The sequence below is a fragment of the Pseudoalteromonas sp. SWXJZ10B genome (assembly GCF_015864475.1).
Lineage (GTDB): Bacteria > Pseudomonadota > Gammaproteobacteria > Enterobacterales > Alteromonadaceae > Pseudoalteromonas > Pseudoalteromonas arctica.
Window position 1 is genome coordinate 213,546 of sequence record NZ_JADYXD010000006.1, and the last position, 16,015, is coordinate 229,560.

The 16,015-nt window shown below is 38.0% G+C and carries 17 protein-coding genes; 11 read left to right on the top strand and 6 right to left on the bottom strand.

The features are described from left to right. Positions 1 to 178: 178 nt before the first annotated feature. The 5 genes from I6F54_RS08175 to I6F54_RS08195 are packed head-to-tail and all read left to right on the top strand — an operon-like array spanning position 179 to position 5,774. Positions 179 to 562: a response regulator gene (locus tag I6F54_RS08175; RefSeq protein WP_197140708.1), complete on the top strand. Its 384-nt coding sequence runs from the start codon at positions 179 to 181 to the stop codon at positions 560 to 562. Between the two features lie 13 nt (positions 563 to 575). After that, positions 576 to 1,481: an AAA family ATPase gene (locus tag I6F54_RS08180; RefSeq protein WP_197140711.1), complete on the top strand. Its 906-nt coding sequence runs from the start codon at positions 576 to 578 to the stop codon at positions 1,479 to 1,481. A 6-nt stretch (positions 1,482 to 1,487) separates the two neighbouring features. Beyond that, positions 1,488 to 2,474: a DUF58 domain-containing protein gene (locus tag I6F54_RS08185; RefSeq protein WP_197140721.1), complete on the top strand. Its 987-nt coding sequence runs from the start codon at positions 1,488 to 1,490 to the stop codon at positions 2,472 to 2,474. Beyond that, on the top strand, positions 2,474 to 4,444 hold the full coding sequence (locus I6F54_RS08190) for a transglutaminase family protein (RefSeq protein WP_197140731.1): 1,971 nt from the start codon (positions 2,474 to 2,476) through the stop codon (positions 4,442 to 4,444). Before I6F54_RS08185 ends, I6F54_RS08190 begins: the two co-directional genes overlap by 1 nt. A gap of 7 nt (positions 4,445 to 4,451) precedes the next feature. Continuing rightward, positions 4,452 to 5,774: a Na+/H+ antiporter family protein gene (locus tag I6F54_RS08195; RefSeq protein ID WP_010552808.1), complete on the top strand. Its 1,323-nt coding sequence runs from the start codon at positions 4,452 to 4,454 to the stop codon at positions 5,772 to 5,774. A gap of 271 nt (positions 5,775 to 6,045) precedes the next feature. On the opposite strand, the gene I6F54_RS08200 is transcribed toward I6F54_RS08195, so the two are convergent. From I6F54_RS08200 to I6F54_RS08210, 3 genes are read right to left on the bottom strand one after another with little or no spacing between them, the layout of a single operon-like run. Further along, positions 6,046 to 6,477: an acyl-CoA thioesterase gene (locus I6F54_RS08200; protein ID WP_010552809.1), complete on the bottom strand. Its 432-nt coding sequence runs from the start codon at positions 6,475 to 6,477 to the stop codon at positions 6,046 to 6,048. A 5-nt stretch (positions 6,478 to 6,482) separates the two neighbouring features. Then, entirely contained in the window at positions 6,483 to 7,301 is an 819-nt protein-coding gene (locus tag I6F54_RS08205; protein WP_197140734.1) for a M23 family metallopeptidase, read from the bottom strand. Beyond that, on the bottom strand, positions 7,294 to 8,151 hold the full coding sequence (locus I6F54_RS08210; protein WP_166378931.1) for a 6-carboxytetrahydropterin synthase: 858 nt from the start codon (positions 8,149 to 8,151) through the stop codon (positions 7,294 to 7,296). Before I6F54_RS08210 ends, I6F54_RS08205 begins: the two co-directional genes overlap by 8 nt. Positions 8,152 to 8,354: 203 nt before the next feature. On the opposite strand from I6F54_RS08210, the gene fabA reads away from it, so the two are divergent. Continuing rightward, positions 8,355 to 8,870, top strand: a complete 516-nt coding sequence (fabA, locus tag I6F54_RS08215; protein WP_007582756.1) for a bifunctional 3-hydroxydecanoyl-ACP dehydratase/trans-2-decenoyl-ACP isomerase — start codon at positions 8,355 to 8,357, stop codon at positions 8,868 to 8,870. A 67-nt stretch (positions 8,871 to 8,937) separates the two neighbouring features. Here fabA and rmf read toward each other — a convergent pair whose 3' ends face one another. Continuing rightward, the gene (gene rmf, locus I6F54_RS08220; protein ID WP_002960897.1) at positions 8,938 to 9,108 is read right to left on the bottom strand and encodes a ribosome modulation factor; all 171 of its coding nucleotides are present in this window, start codon (positions 9,106 to 9,108) and stop codon (positions 8,938 to 8,940) included. 409 nt (positions 9,109 to 9,517) lie between these two features. Here rmf and acuR point away from each other — a divergent pair, with 409 nt between their 5' ends. From acuR to I6F54_RS08235, 3 genes are all read left to right on the top strand, one after another. Next, complete coding sequence (acuR, locus tag I6F54_RS08225) at positions 9,518 to 10,153, top strand: acrylate utilization transcriptional regulator AcuR (RefSeq protein ID WP_197119871.1); 636 nt, start codon at positions 9,518 to 9,520, stop codon at positions 10,151 to 10,153. Positions 10,154 to 10,202: 49 nt separating this feature from the next. Further along, positions 10,203 to 11,195: an acrylyl-CoA reductase (NADPH) gene (acuI, locus tag I6F54_RS08230; RefSeq protein ID WP_197140737.1), complete on the top strand. Its 993-nt coding sequence runs from the start codon at positions 10,203 to 10,205 to the stop codon at positions 11,193 to 11,195. Positions 11,196 to 11,267: 72 nt separating this feature from the next. After that, positions 11,268 to 11,684 carry a VF530 family DNA-binding protein gene (locus I6F54_RS08235; protein WP_007582761.1) on the top strand — a complete coding sequence of 139 codons (417 nt, stop codon included), beginning with the start codon at positions 11,268 to 11,270 and terminating at the stop codon, positions 11,682 to 11,684. A 102-nt stretch (positions 11,685 to 11,786) separates the two neighbouring features. Here I6F54_RS08235 and I6F54_RS08240 read toward each other — a convergent pair whose 3' ends face one another. Continuing rightward, positions 11,787 to 12,218 (bottom strand): DUF3859 domain-containing protein, encoded by a 432-nt coding sequence (locus I6F54_RS08240; RefSeq protein WP_166378937.1) that lies wholly within the window; start codon positions 12,216 to 12,218, stop codon positions 11,787 to 11,789. Positions 12,219 to 12,424: 206 nt separating this feature from the next. Here I6F54_RS08240 and I6F54_RS08245 point away from each other — a divergent pair, with 206 nt between their 5' ends. After that, positions 12,425 to 13,432, top strand: a complete 1,008-nt coding sequence (locus I6F54_RS08245) for a YHYH protein (protein ID WP_197140741.1) — start codon at positions 12,425 to 12,427, stop codon at positions 13,430 to 13,432. Positions 13,433 to 13,445: 13 nt separating this feature from the next. Continuing rightward, entirely contained in the window at positions 13,446 to 13,970 is a 525-nt protein-coding gene (locus I6F54_RS08250; RefSeq protein ID WP_197140744.1) for a hypothetical protein, read from the top strand. 110 nt (positions 13,971 to 14,080) lie between these two features. Here I6F54_RS08250 and I6F54_RS08255 read toward each other — a convergent pair whose 3' ends face one another. Beyond that, a complete protein-coding gene (locus tag I6F54_RS08255) occupies positions 14,081 to 15,898 on the bottom strand; it encodes a protein kinase domain-containing protein (protein ID WP_197140748.1) in 1,818 nt (605 codons plus the stop codon). Between the last annotated feature and the right edge of the window lie 117 nt (positions 15,899 to 16,015).

Below are 16,015 nucleotides of genomic sequence, written 5' to 3' on the forward strand. Positions count from 1 at the left end.
AATAAAAATATAAGTTAGTAGAAGCTATGAAAGCAGGTAATCCTTTAAAAATAGGTTGTTGGGCAAACCTATAAACAGTTTATTTATTAGTGTTTTTTAAGTAACGTTCTTGAGCTTATGATGGGGTTAGCTTAGTATTAAAGCACTTAGATGTATTCAAAATAGAAGTAACCTACATATGGAATTTGTTCGCCCGCTAGAGCCCATCCTCATTATTGATGACGTTAAGGAAATTCGTGATTATCTAAACCAAATTTTAACTGACTTAGGGTTTGAAGATATATTAGAGAGTGCTGATTTTAGCTCTGCCAAACCTATTATGGACAATAAACCGCCAGGCGTTATATTTATAGACGTTGATTTACCTGACTCTGACGGTACGGATATATTGGAATACATTAATAGTACCTACCCGCATACTCATGTTGTTATGTGCTCTGGCCATAATAGCCTCGAAAACGTGCAAAATACGTGGGAAATGGGTGCTAAAGGCTTCATTGCAAAACCATTTAATACAAAAAAAGTAGACACCGTAATGAAGCGTCTTGAAATAATAGAATAATAATAAGGTTAACATGCAAAGCACTGTTACTGCGATTATAGAAGATCTTTCGAGTGTTATATTTGGTAAACAGCAACAAATAAAACTGGCACTTACTTGTTTATTTAGTGAGGGACATTTACTCATTGAAGATTTGCCAGGTATGGGAAAAACCACCCTTTCTCATGCATTGTCGGCTGTGCTAGGTTTATCGTATCAACGCATACAATTTACTAGTGATCTTCTTCCTGCTGATATTTTGGGTACTAATGTATTTAATTCTACCGAGCATAGCTTTACGTTTCATAAAGGTCCTATATTTAGCCAAGTAGTTTTAGCTGATGAAATAAACCGCGCAGGGCCTAAAACACAGAGTGCGTTGCTTGAAGCAATGGAAGAGCAGCAAGTAACAATAGATGGTAAAAAATATACGCTGCCAAATCCATTTTTTGTTATTGCAACACAAAACCCGCTTTATCAATCGGGTACTTATCCGTTACCCGAGTCGCAATTAGACCGTTTTTTAATGCGTATAAGCTTGGGGTTTCCTCCTAAAGAGGCCGAAAAACGCTTAATTTTGAATATGCAAAAACGAGATTACAGCCAATTACCGCAGCGAATTAACAAACAAGAGCTTGCTGAAATTCAATCCAAAATAAGCAAAATCACACTAAGTAGTCCAGTGGTTGACTACATTATTGAACTAGTTAATTACACTCGTACGAGCAATGCGTTTGCAGCATCGCTATCACCGCGTGCAAGTATGGCTTTGGCTAAAGCAGCTAAGTCATGGGCTTTTATTGATGGCCGTGATTTTGTAATGCCAGAAGATGTTCAAGCCGTATTTGCAAGTGTGTGTCAGCATCGATTAGGTTTACATAATGAATCGGGTGAATCACAGGTAAACGATATTTTAAAAAACGTTTTAGTTCCGGTATAAACTTTTATGCCAAAAAAAATAGTTAAACGCCCTTCTTTATTTAAGTCATTTAAGCAAAGTGTATTTAATAAGTTATTAAAAAATAAACATTTAAAAAACTCAATTACACTTGAACACAGAACAATTTATGTATTGCCGTCATCCCTTGGCTGGTACTTTGTTATTGTGGCTATTTTAAACTTTGTGATGGGTATTAATTATCAAAATAATTTAATTTTAATAATGTCCTACCTTATGTTTGTGGTAATAATTATTGCTGTGCTAATGGGTTACAGCAACGCCAAAGGCTTAACGGTTAAATTTAAAGATGCGTTTAATAGTTACTCGCCTCAAAAGCCAAGTATTCGATTTGAATTACAAAGCCCCTCAGTTACCCAATCTATTAATTTAACGTATCAAGGTAGTGAACAAACTCAACAACATACTGATGAAGTGGATAGTAAAACGCAGCTACTCACACTTAACTTTCCTTATAGCTCACGCGGTAAATATGCAGTACAACGCATTAAAATTTCGAGTAACTATCCGTTTGGTTTAATTACTGTTTGGAGCTACATTCAATTACAAACAGATATTTTTGTATACCCGTCGCTTGAACAAGTACTTAGTGATACACATACCTCAATGCTTGACGAACAAGCTGATAAAGGGATATCAAAAGAATCGGGTAGCGAAGAGTTTGAGTCGTTAATCCCACATTTACCTGAGATGGGTTTACAAAGAATATCGTGGAAGCATTACGCTAAAACACAACAACTATTAGTCAAAGAGTTTGCAGATTTTAAAACCGCGAATGCCCTATTCGATTTTACATTGATGAATGGGGATACAGAACAACGTTTAAGCCAATTATGCTTTTTAGTATGTGAAGCAACCGAGCAAAACATGCCTTTTATGTTAAAGCTACCTGGTAAAACAATAAATACTAATACCGGGCAGCAGCATAAGCAGCAATGCTTAGAGTTATTATGTTCATTTAATGGTGGTGTGTAATGGGCATACTCAAAAACGAAAAAATAATAAATTACTCACTGTGTTTTATATATGCATGTTTGATTGTATTTTTTATAGCGCATTTACCGTTGGTTTTTGTAGGCGTACTTGCACTTATTTGTGCATGGAATTTTTACATAACGCTGAGTAATAAACCAAAGCCAAATGCTTGGCTGGCAAATATACTCGCAGGTGTGTCACTAGGTTTAATGCTCTACACAGTAGGCATGTCGGATACGGTTATTTTATTTGTAGCTATGTTACTGCTTGCTAGTTTATTTAAGCTGCTGCAGGCTAAAACCAAAAAACACTATCATGTAATTACAACGCTTACATTTTTTTCACTCTCATCGGTGTATTTATTTAACCAAAGCATTTTAACGACTTTAACTGTAAGTGGTTTATACATATTAAACTTTGCAGTACTTGGCTTACTCGAATCCAAACATAATTTAAAAATAGCCTCTAAGCAAAGTGGTAAATTACTACTTTTAGCGCTTCCATTGGCTATATTTTTACTACTTTTTTTACCAAAAATGCCCGCCTTTTGGCAGCTTCCTGGGCCTAAGCTTGCAAAAACAGGGCTTTCTGAACAAGTCGATCCATTCGATATTGCAAAACTTTCAAATTCAGATGAGCTGGTGTTTAGAGCTAAATTTAACGAAGTAAAACCTGTAGCCCCTTATTACTGGCGAGCAATAGTGCATGATGAATTTAATGGCAATGCGTGGCTAACGTCTGACTTTTTAAAATATAATAATTTAAAAAGTAATATTAAGAGTACTAATGACGAGCAACTTATTGCAAGCTACTCAATTATTACTGAGCCCGCTACGCAAAAATGGCTCTATGGTTTAGCGTATTCAAGCAGCAACTCACAAAATGTTGAAGGTAATTCACTCGGTTTATTACGAAAAAAAAGCCGCCAAGCTAAAAGCTTACAATACGATGTAAACAGCTTTAGTTTTTCAGCTTTACCACTTGGACAATTTGAAGAAAAACGCTACAAATATCTAGCTCATAAAGAGAATGTTAAAACATCATCACTTGCTAAAAACCTAAAGAAAAATACACACTCTGACCGTGAATTTTATAATAGCCTATTGCAATATTTTGTAAATAAAGGATTTACTTACACGCTAACCCCTACACCTATGAGTGGTGATAACACGATTGATCAATTTTTATTTGATAATAAACGAGGCTTTTGCGGCCATTACGCGAGTGCTGCGGCTTATATTTTCAGAACTGCTGGTATACCCGCTCGATTAGTCAGTGGCTATTTAGGTGGTGAACTAAATCAAGATAATAATACGCTGACTGTTCGCCAGTACGACGCACACGCGTGGGTAGAAGTATATTTACAAAACGAAGGTTGGGTTATTTTTGATGCAACTGCTGTTGTTGCACCAGAGCGCTTAAATGGTTCACTTTCACAAAACGAAGAACTAAATACAGAATTTAAAAGTAATCTAGATTTTGGATTAGTGAGCTTAAGTGATTTTCCGGGTATTAATTGGTTAAGGCTAGAGCTCGAGAATTTAGATTATCAATGGTCTAGCTGGGTACTTGGCTTTGATGAAGAAAAACAAAACGATTTTTTAAAATCTCTTTTTGGTAGTAAAAACATTTGGCTTGTTCCATTAATGGTATTACTCACTGTAGGTTTTTGTTTTGTTGGTTACTTTGTTTATTTAAACTTACCAAAGCGCCCGGCTAAATTAGCGCCTATGGTAAAAGAGTTTAATGAAATACAAGCATGGGCAAAAAAACAGAAGTTTAATACGCCCGAGCATTTAACACCCAGCCAAAGATTACAGCTATATGCTTATCAAAAACCTCAAGCTGCTCAATCAATAAACACTTTTAGCCAATTATTTAACCAAGTACGCTATGGTAAAAAACCTTTTACTAAAGAGCGTAAAACTCAGGCTAAAGATCTGATAAAATTAATTAAAACATCCAAATGAGAATACTATGAATGCTGTTGTTATAGGCGTTATTTTAATGCTCGGGCTATCTTTGGCCCGCGTTAACGTCATTGTAGCTATGATTATAAGTGCTTTAGTTGCGGGTTTAACCGCAGGATTGGGCATAAAAGAAAGTGTTGATGCATTTAATTCTGGCCTTTCTGCGGGCGCCGAAATTGCACTGAGCTACGCTATGCTCGGTGCATTTGCCGTTGCTATTTCTAAGTCGGGTTTAACACGCATACTTGCCGATAAATTACTTGCCAAAGTAAATGCAAAAGGCAGCGGTAATGAAACGTTTTTAAGCTACTTTATTTTATTGATTATTTTAGGCTGTGCGATTTCTTCTCAAAACTTAGTGCCTGTGCATATTGCCTTTATTCCTATTTTAATTCCTCCACTACTCGTGGTTTTTAATCAGTTAAGGTTAGACAGGCGTGCTATAGCGTGTATTTTAACATTTGGATTAGCAACCTCTTATATGGTGCTGCCTTATGGTTTTGGTGGTATTTACTTGTATTCTATTTTACATAAAAATCTAGTTGATAACGGCCTAGACATTGTAAATACACAAGTCCCTATGGCGATGATAATTCCTGCATTAGGTATGTTTATTGGATTACTTATTGCGGTATTTATTACCTACAAAAAACGTCGCGAATACACAGAGCTCCCATTAACAACTCAGAGTAAATCGGCTGAGGTAGAAAACCCTAAAAAAGTAATGATCGTAGGGCTATGTGCGGTACTTGCCTCACTTGTTGCACAAAACCTAAGTGGCTCAATGATTTTAGGCGGTTTAGTAGGTGTAATGATATTTAGTGTATTTGGTGTAGTTAAGTGGGAAGAAAACGGCGACGTATTTAGTAAAGGCGTTGCGATGATGGCGATGATTGGTTTTATTATGATATCGGCACAAGGCTTTGCATCGGTTATGCAGGCCACTGGCGACGTAGCGAGCTTAGTACACAGCACAGCCGCACTTTTTGATGGTAATAAACCTTTGGCCGCCGGTGTTATTTTGTTAGTCGGGTTATTAATTACAATGGGAATTGGTAGCTCGTTTTCAACAGTGCCTATTATTGCAACTTTGTTTGTTCCTTTGTGTTTAGACCTCGGGTTTTCTGTTATGGCAACCGCTGCACTTGTTGGTACTGCGGGCGCTTTAGGTGATGCAGGCTCCCCTGCTTCAGACTCAACGCTTGGACCAACATCAGGTTTAAATGCCGATGGCCAGCACGACCATATTAGAGACTCTGTTATTCCAACGTTTATTCACTTTAACATTCCACTGCTGATATTTGGCTGGATTGCAGCAATGGTGCTTTAAGTAGTATGTATGCATATAAGTATTCGTAAATTTAATTAAAAGCTAAATGTAACTAAAAAGGTATGTTTAAAGCATACCTTTTTTGCTTCTAACAACTCTTATCCCTATCAATTTCTCTTTTATTTTGATTAGTTTATTAGTAAATATTAACTGAGGTGTTGAGATTACATTTAATAATTATTTATTATGATGTGTTCTTTATGGTTTTTTATATAAGCACCAATTAAGGTGCTTATATAATGTTACTCTACCGCGTCTTTAAAGCTCTAAATTACTCAAAACCATAAATCATTTTATCGCATACTACCGGTGTTGGTCTGTGATTATCATCGACAGCAACAAACGTAAAGCTACCACTAATGGCAGAGTGCTTATCATCTCTGTGCATAGTTTCTAATAGTATATCTACATCAACTTTTAAGCTGGTGTTACCTACATGGACTACTTTAGCAATTAACTCTGCAAAAGTACCTGCTGGTATCGCTTCTTTAAAATCAACTCTATCGGAAGATATGGTAACCAAAGGCTTACGGCAAAAACGAGTCGCTGCTATAAATGCCACTTCATCCATCCACGCCAGTGCATCACCACCAAATAAAGTATTGTGATGATTAGTACGCCCAGGAAACACGGTCTTAGTAACCGATGTAGTTGAGTCTTCAATACGCTGAGCAATTATTGCATCGCGATTTACGTCAGTCATAATCTCTACTTTTTGTTTGCTAATGTATCTTGCATTAGTAATGCAGGATCGAGGCGTTCGCCTTTCCAGTTAAAACGCCAATCTAGGTGAGGACCCGTTACACGCCCTGTTGCACCAATTTCAGCCACTTTGTTACCTTGCTCAATTTTGTCACCCACTTTTACATCAAGCTTACTTAAGTGAATGTAAGTTGAGGTAATGCCATGGCCATGATCAATAATTAATGTACCGCCTGAGTAGTATAAATCAGGTTCAGCAAATACCACGGTACCACTAATAGGCGCGTAAACAGGAGAGCCTGTTTTATTAGCAATGTCTAAGCCAAAGTGCGGACGACGAGGCTCGCCATTAAAATAGCGCTGACTACCATAAACACCCGATATACGCCCTTCTGCAGGCTTTAACACAGGGTCTAAAAAGTACAGTAAATCAGAGTCTACTTCTCTCGCTTTACGAACAGCAACTGCTTCGCGGCTTATACGTGCACTGACTTCTTTTGCCGGTGAAACATACTTCTTAGCCACGCCGGTAATTTTATCAATTTCATATTCACGCTTAGTTATGGCTAGCGGCTGAGAATGCGATTTACCCGTGTTATCTACCCATTTTAAAGTATGAGTCGTTTCAGCGTCACGCCCAAAACCAAATACAAAGTCACCATTTGGCGAAAGTTTTAAGCTTTTGCCATCTAAGCTTACTGATTTAGCGTTTTCTAGCTTTCCAGTAACTAAACCGCCTTGTGTTAAATGCCCTTTTAACTCAAGCGCCATAGCACTAAAGCTAGCAGAGGCAACAAGCGCTGTTGCTAAAAATGTTTTAAACATAACTAATCGATCCTTTTCCAACACCTTCATAAGCGGTCACTTTCACTGCTTTTTCTGGATATTGAGCTTTAATTTGGCCAGCTACATGTTCAGCAATACATTCTACAGTGGTGTCTACTGGTAAAATGTCGCAACGGGATTCGCTAATAGCCATTTCAAAATAGCCTTGTGCCGACGTATAAGCAAAACATACATCACCCGCTTTGGCTGTTATGTGTTTTAAATCAGGTGCGTTAATTTGATCTTCACTGGTGGCTAAGTAAATATCTTCCCACTTTTGAGACCATTCTTTTTGCAAGCGCGGCATAGAGATGCCGTCTAGGCTAATACCAATTTGAGAACGATGCCCATGAATAATACGTTGGCAATTACCGTCATGCTTTTTAAGGCCATGGCTGTAATGATAGTAAAAGCTTTGGCTGTGCTCAGGCTTAAGAGACAACTCAATTTTTTCAATGTTATCTGGTAGCTTCGGTAAAATAGTCGCAATTAAAAATTCAGTAACCGATTCAACCGTTACTTCGTCTGCGTTAATCATGCAATAAGCTTGATGAGGAGCACTCATAGCTAAGTGGTTGTTTTCACCAAATGTACAGTCGAGTGTTTTATGCTCGTTAAATTCAGATACAGTGCCATTAAGGCCCGTAGGAATTGCTAAACGGTGATCAATACACTCATCTATAATGCCTTTAATTTGCTTTTTAACTAAACCAAAGTCTAAAACCATAGACTCTTCGTTAAGTTTACCGTGCAAAGTTAAATCAACAATCCAGCTCTCGCCAACGGCGCCGCGTTTGTTACATAAGTAAGAAAAATCAATCACAGTTAGTGAGTTAACAAAAAGGATCATAAACTTCCTTTAGACTGGTTATAAGACAGCGTTAATTATAATGATTTCTGATTGTAATTGCGCGGTTTTATAGTGCAAAAACCAATCGCGCTGATTGATTGATGATTTAATATGCAATATTTTGATTTTTTAACTGCTCCGAGTTGTTTAGCGTACAAGTGTACGCTAAAGTACTTGGCAATTTCTAAGCGAAGATAAGTGTTATGGAACCTAAAAATAGCTATACAAAAGAAGATTTGATCCTGTGTGGTCAAGGTGAAATGTTTGGTGAAGGCAACTGCCGTTTACCAAGTGACAACATGTTAATGATGGACCGCATTACCTCTATTACTGCTGATGGCGGAATTCATGGTAAAGGTGAAATTGTTGCTGAGCTTGATATTGACCCTAGCCTGTGGTTTTTCGATTGCCATTTTAAAGGCGACCCAGTAATGCCAGGTTGTTTAGGATTAGATGCTATGTGGCAACTAGTTGGCTTTTACTTAGGTTGGTCTGGTGGCCCAGGTCTTGGCCGTGCGCTGGGTGTGGGTGAAGTTAAATTTACTGGCCAAATTTTACCTACTAATAAAAAAGTAACTTATCGCCTTGTAATGAAACGCGTAATTAAACGTAAATTATTTATGGGCGTTGCTGATGGCACTGTAGAAGTAGATGGCCGAGTAATCTACGAAGCAAAAGATTTAAAAGTGGGCTTATTCCAAGACACTAGTGCGTTTTAATTTTTAAATGCACAAACAAAAAGGCCTCCAATGTGGAGGCCTTTTTGCTTAAATTCGATTATTGATTTTAGGTTTTGTACATGTTGCGGTTTTCAATCGCTTCACGCCAACCTCCTAACCACTCTGATTTTGGATCTACTTGTTGATAAGGGCATAGCTCTTTTGAGCGACCTGCTAAACCTGCTTTAAAACCTTGAGAATGAGCTCTTTCTAAACGATCTCTTTTCTGTCTCTTCATCGGTAATATCCTCACCTTTTTATTTATATATTGTGTAGCATTAGTGAAATCTACATTTAATGAATAGTTAATAAAAATGTAAAATTCAAATTGTAAAAGCAATTAAATTGTTTGACTTTAACTAAGCTGCTGATGCAAAAATGAATTAACATTTAAAAAAGTAAGTGGTCATACAACATTTAATTTGACCGGTTCGTAATAACAAATTGGCGATTTAATAATCGCTAAAAAGCACTTGTGTGCTTTAATTGTGACCGACTAATATTGACTAAGTTCCAAACAAAAATGTAATCGTGACACTTTTATTTCATTAATCTTAAATTAGTAGCCCGCCCCTAAATTTGAACTATTTTTAAACAATTTAAATTTATACTTGATTATTTAAAGTCGATCGGTCTAATATATGTTCATGAACAAAAATACATCAACACCAATACGCCGTGGTCGCCCACCTAAAATAGCCAGAGAAAACGCCGATACAAAAGCGTTACTTATTCGCACGGGCCTAGAAACCCTAACTGAATTTGGTTTTAGCGCCACGGGGCTCGATACAATTTTAAAAAAAGCGGCTGTACCTAAAGGCTCTTTTTATCATTACTTTAAAAGTAAAGAAGCCTACGGTATTGCGTTAGTTGATGCATACGACAGTTATTTTATTGCCAAGCTTACCCATTACCTACACCAAGAAGATGTTCCCCCACTTGAGCGAATCGTTAATTTTACTCAAAGCGCAATTAAAGGGATGAAAAAATACGATTACAAACGTGGCTGTTTAGTCGGTAACTTAAATCAAGAGCTTAATCATTTAAGTGATGAGTTTAAAACCAGATTAATGCAAAGCTACACCGCTTGGCAAAACCATGTAGAGGTTTGCTTAAACCAAGCTAAGCAACAAGGCACTATTGCAAGCCATGTAAATACAAAATTGATGAGTGAGTACTTTTGGATTGGCTGGGAAGGTGCTGTTATGCGCGCCAAGCTCACAAAATCAAATACTCCACTTACTTTGTATACAGAAATGTTTTTACGCGCATTATTAACCTAATGCGTTTTTATTTACCAATTAAAAGACGATCGGTCTAAAAGGATATCCCATGAGTAACCCAATTAAAGCCATTGTTATTAATAAAGAAGATAATAACTATAGCGCTTCATTATCAACTATCGAAAATAGTGATTTACCAAACGAAAACGTATCTATCGACGTGCTATACAGCACACTTAACTATAAAGATGGTTTAGCAATTACTGGCAAAGGCCCCGTTGTACGCAGTTTTCCTATGGTGCCAGGTATTGATTTAGTGGGTACGGTTACAAATTCCACCAGCGATGAATTTAAAAACGGCGATAACGTAATATTAAATGGCTTTGGTGTAGGTGAAAAACATTGGGGCGGGCTTGCTCAAAAAGCAGCACTTAATAGCGATTGGTTAATCCCCTTGCCTTCAGGTATTTCACCAAAGCAAGCGATGCAAATAGGTACAGCCGGTTATACCGCCATGCTAAGTGTTATAGCACTTCAAAAACAAGGTATTACGCCTGAATCTGGCGAAGTACTGGTAACTGGTGCTAATGGTGGCGTAGGCAGTTTTGCTATTTATTTACTAAACCAACTTGGGTTTAACGTAACAGCGGCAACGGGTCGATTAGATCAAAGTGAGTATTTAAAAGAGTTAGGCGCTAAGCAGGTAATTGACAGAAACGAGCTTTCAAACTCGGGTAAGCCTTTGCAAAAAGAGCGATTTGCAGCGGCAATAGATTCAGTAGGTAGCCATACACTTGCCAATATTTGTGCATCATTAAAGTATGGGGGTGTAGTAACCGCCTGCGGACTTGCGCAAGGTATGGATTTACCAGCATCGGTGGCACCCTTTATATTACGTGGTGTATCTCTTATAGGGATTGATAGCGTAATGCGTCCTAAAGCCGACAGAATTGAAGCATGGGATCGCTTAGCTAAATTAGTAAGTGCTGATTATTTAGATAAAATTTCGACAGAAATATCACTTGAACACGTAATTGATAATGCAGAGCAACTTATGGAAGGAAAAATTCGTGGTCGTGTTGTAGTTAATTGCCAAAGTTAAGCTATTTACTCTGTTAAAGCCTCGTTATTAAATTTATAATGCAATTTGTATTTTAATAATGAGGCAACACCTATGAGCAACCAAGAACTTTTCAGTAATAACCCACTGCAAGGCGTAAAATTAGAACAAGTGGTTGAAGAGCTGGTTGAACAATACGGGTGGGAACTCCTACACGCTTATTTACAACTTAACTGCTTTAAAAATAATCCTGATGTTAAGTCTGCGGTTAAATTTTTACGTAAAACACAATGGGCACAAGAAAAAGTAGATAACTTTTACCTTTATCGTCTTAAAAACTTACCTAAGCCTGATGATGTGCAATACGAATTACCGCCACGAGATCGCGTTATCCCCGCTGATCATAAACCTGGTGAGCCGTGTGAACTTAGTTTTGTTGATGCTAAACGTATTGTAGAGAAAAAAGAATCTAAGCAACGTGCTCGCGATCGTAAACAGCGTTCTAATTCTAGTAACCCTTGGGGTAACTAAAAACTTATTAATTTAAGGTTGAAGAGCTGTTTATAAATAGCTCTTCGACTATTTTCTCATTAACTTCAATTATATCCGCGTCACATAGCCAATAAATAACAATTAGTACCCTCGGTTTTTCCAAAAATCTGTTTCAGTGCGCTCTGCCTCTAATGCCACATTAAAAGTTTTATCAGCAATGATTTTTCCATTTAGTTCAATCGTCATTCGCCAATCACCCAATTTATTTTCTATTGGCAGCCAAAGTGTATCGCCTAAATAAAAGTTCCAATCACTGTTTTTAACGTATACATCGCCTTCAAAAGGGTCCATCACATCACCGTTACTACTTGGAATATCAGGATGGTAAATACAATAATGAAGCTTTTCGCCTTTACCTTTTTTGATATTTACGATTAAGCCAAACTCAATATCTACCTCAGCTATTACATTTGTTGTAAATTGCTCTATTTGTGGCAACGCTTTACTTTCACTATCCCACTTAGAGTAAATACCGTGACTTTGTAACGTCACTACAGGTTTTGTTTTAGCCATTAAGGTAGCCTTTTATGTTAGCTATTTTGGCATTAGTTTAACTTTTTGAAATTTTAAAATAAAACACAATCTCATAAAGTTAAATCTCAACTTAGCTTTAATACTCCGCCTATTTACATAATTGCTAATTTGTCATCATTGTTTACACACTATTTGCACAATTGCTGATTATTGTTTGAGTAACTTAATTGATCAGGTAGGCAGCAATGAAACAATACGCACTTAATAATAAAAATCGAAATAGGATAAATGCTTTAAAGCTCACTTCTCTTGCTTTAATTGTTTCATCGTTAGTTGCATGTGGAGGTGGAGAAGGCATAGCTGATAGCTCAGAAACTACAGAAACCTCATCACAAACCACCACAGATAATGGCACAGGTACCAGCATTTCAACCCAAAGTGTACTTTGTGAATATAGCTACAGTGAATATAACGAGTCAGAGTCAGTACAAGCCACCAGCGCTGCAGATTGGTCATGCACAGGAACTACACGCGACTTAGTAGCTAATGGCATACCCGATCACGAAGTAGGCACATTCCCTAATGCTGATAACCCAAATACTATTTCTGAGCAATCAGTAAATGAAAGCTACACACTTGAGCCTATAGAAACAACACAAGCAACCATGCTTGGTGGTCCTCGTGGAATGATAGGCGTTGTACTTAATGGCATTAAAATAGACGCTGGTACAGGCGGAAGTTGTGATGATTCTGGAACCGATTGCGATTTAGGCGACAATAGCGGCAACTGGAATATAGAAGCCCTAAGCCAAGACACGTTTAGTTTTGGAACAGACGACAACAATGCACACGTACAACCCGATGGTACATATCATTATCATGGTATGCCTGAAGGCTTTGTAGCAATGCGAGGTGGCAATAGCACCACTATGACTCTAATAGGTTGGGCAGCAGATGGCTTTCCTATTTATGCACGTTACGGCTATTCAGACTCAAGTGATGCAACTTCAGTCCTAACCGCAATGACCGGTAGCTATCAACGCGTAACAACCGTAAGCGCAAACCGCCCTTCTACCGATATATACCCATTAGGTACATTTGCACAAGATTGGGAATACGTAGCAGGCTCTGGTGATTTAGATGAATGTAATGGCCGCGTTGGTGTAACGCCTGAGTTTCCTGATGGGATATACCACTACTACGCAACAGACACTTACCCGTTTTTTCAACGCTGTGTTAAAGGCGAAGTTTAGTTAGGAGTAAGCTATGCCTTATATAAAAAGAGGTCTACTGAGTATGACCACCTTGTGCTTACTGAGTACACCAACCTTAGCAAACGCGCATTTAATGGTTGCAGATCACGGTACGCTGAATTTTGTTGATAATAACGTGTTTATTGTGCTTTCAATCCCTATGTCGGCTTTTAAAGGGGTTGATGAAGATAAGGATGGCAAAGTATCAATAGTTGAGTTTAATGCTCATAAAAAACAAATAAGTAAGCGAGTTAAAAAGAACGTTTATTTAGCGGATCATCAGTATAAATTTACTATTGACGGACTTTTGCTAAACCCAGAAGCGTCGCATACACATAAAAGCGACAATATAGACCAAGTAACCATTACTGGTCGCTACTCTCTTGCGAGTAAACTAACTAAAGTTAACTTTAACGTTAAGCTATTTAGTAACAATGAGCACAAGCAGCATTATCAAATATCAGCGACTAATAAAACGCAAAAACTTACTCATCAATTTGAGCTATCACCAACGTCGCCCTTTAGTAAGGTGTTTTAAGAAGTAAAACCTAACCGTATAATTAAGTAGCAAAGAGTACAAGTTAAACAAACTTGTGCTCTTTTTTATATTTTACTTCTTATTTAATACTCTTTAGTGAAGGGCTCTTTCTATAAAGGTACAAGCTTGGGGTTTTTAGGAAAGTAATGCTCTTCTTGCTGCTCACATAAACTAAACTCACGGGTGTTTTTATATGGGAGTTTCATAAAGCCCGCAACACCCACGTCCGTAATATTTACCGCGTATTGCATTAGTTTATTTAGCAAACGTTTAAACTCAACCTCTTTACTCGAATCGAGTAAGCGGTAGTAATGGTGAATCTTCATTCTGTCCGGCAGTGCTTCAAAAATAATACACCCCGTATGATGAATTTGGTTAAGCTCAAATACGCACTTAATAACTTTTTTAGGTAGCTGTAGTTGCTCATCAGGGTCTTTACCGTCTTCAAAGTATGAATGCGGGCGGGTTATGTCGTTTACCTTCATGCTTACAACTTCGTATTCAAGCTCTGGTAGGCTATCAAACTTAAATGCACCCGTGCCATCTCGCTCTAATTGAATGGTTTTACGGGCATCAAACAAACAACACTTAAATAACCCTTTTTGATTAATCGCTTGCGCAAGCATCACCGTGTTATTAATCGCATCACTAAAGGCATCACCCAATGATTCGTCATGCATAATTAAAGACGATTCAACAAACATCGACTCATCCTTCCAATGAAAACTAAGCCCACCAACAACAGGGTACTTAGCTAATCGGCTTATTGATGCTAAAAATGCTTTTTCGGTATCGCCGGTATCAAACAAAAACTCTTTATAATAACGGTCAAGTTGAGCATCGTTTATATCAAGTAATTGCTGATTATGATCGGCCTGGCGTAAAAACTGTTTTCGTGAACTATATACAACCGTGTCGGGTTGCTCGGCCTTGCCATACCAAAAAGGAATATCTGCTTTTTTTTGTTTTTTATCAAGCTCAGGTAAGTACGCTTTAGCCATAGTTGTAATATTACGCATAAAGTAATCACCGGCACCATCACGTTGTGCCTTACTTTTAGAAAGCATGCCATCAATCACTTTAGCCAGCTCTTTTGGGAGCCCTAAGCTGCTTGCAGGGATGGCTTGTGCACCAAAGCGACACGACTGCGCCGACGCTAGCGCATACAACGTTGCGGCTACACCTTGTTCATCAAATCGTGGGGATGATTGCTCCCCCGACATTTGCGCTTCACCAATAAAGTACACATCGCCCATACGAGCATTCGTTGTGCTTAAATCGCCCGACATTAAATCCATAAAGTTACTGGCAACAGGGTTACCATCACTATCGAGCTGTGCATACACAGAGCTTCCCCAATCCACTAACGACAGCGCATCAGTGTTTGCATCCCAAACAAGGTTTGAAGGCTTTATATCGCCATGCACTATAGGTTGTGGGCTAATGCCGTTTTTGTGACTGCGTAAATCAATTAATACATTACGTAACCTAACAGCTAGTGCCATTATTTGCGCGGCACTAAAGCGCCCTGTTTTAAGCGATACTTTTTCAAGGTCCTCTCCAATGGCGCGAGCCATCATTAAAATCCCTTGTTTTTTAATTCGCTCAAATGCATAAAAGGTAGGCACTAAGGGGTTATTAATTTGCGAAAGCATATACGCTTCGTCTTCTAGGCGGTCACGTACACTTTGGGCAAGTGTAATACGCGAAAACTTAAATACCCAAGGTAAGCCGTTATCGTCATCACCTGCAAATACAAAACCAAAAGCACCCGAGCCAATCATTTCAACGTTTTTGTAGCCCAGCAGTGTTAACTGCTTAATACAAATATTAAGCCACTGGCGGTGTTTTTTAGCATCGCGGTGCGAAAGCAAATAAACAGATTGCTCTTCGTTGATATAAAAATTGCGGATTTCTTTGGCTTTCAATACAGGTACTCAAACTTATAAAACTAACCAATTATTAGTTTTATGTAATGAGATTACAATAGGTTAAATAAGAGTTTTGAAATCGTGGAATAAAACAGCGCTAAAGTAGCGCCATAG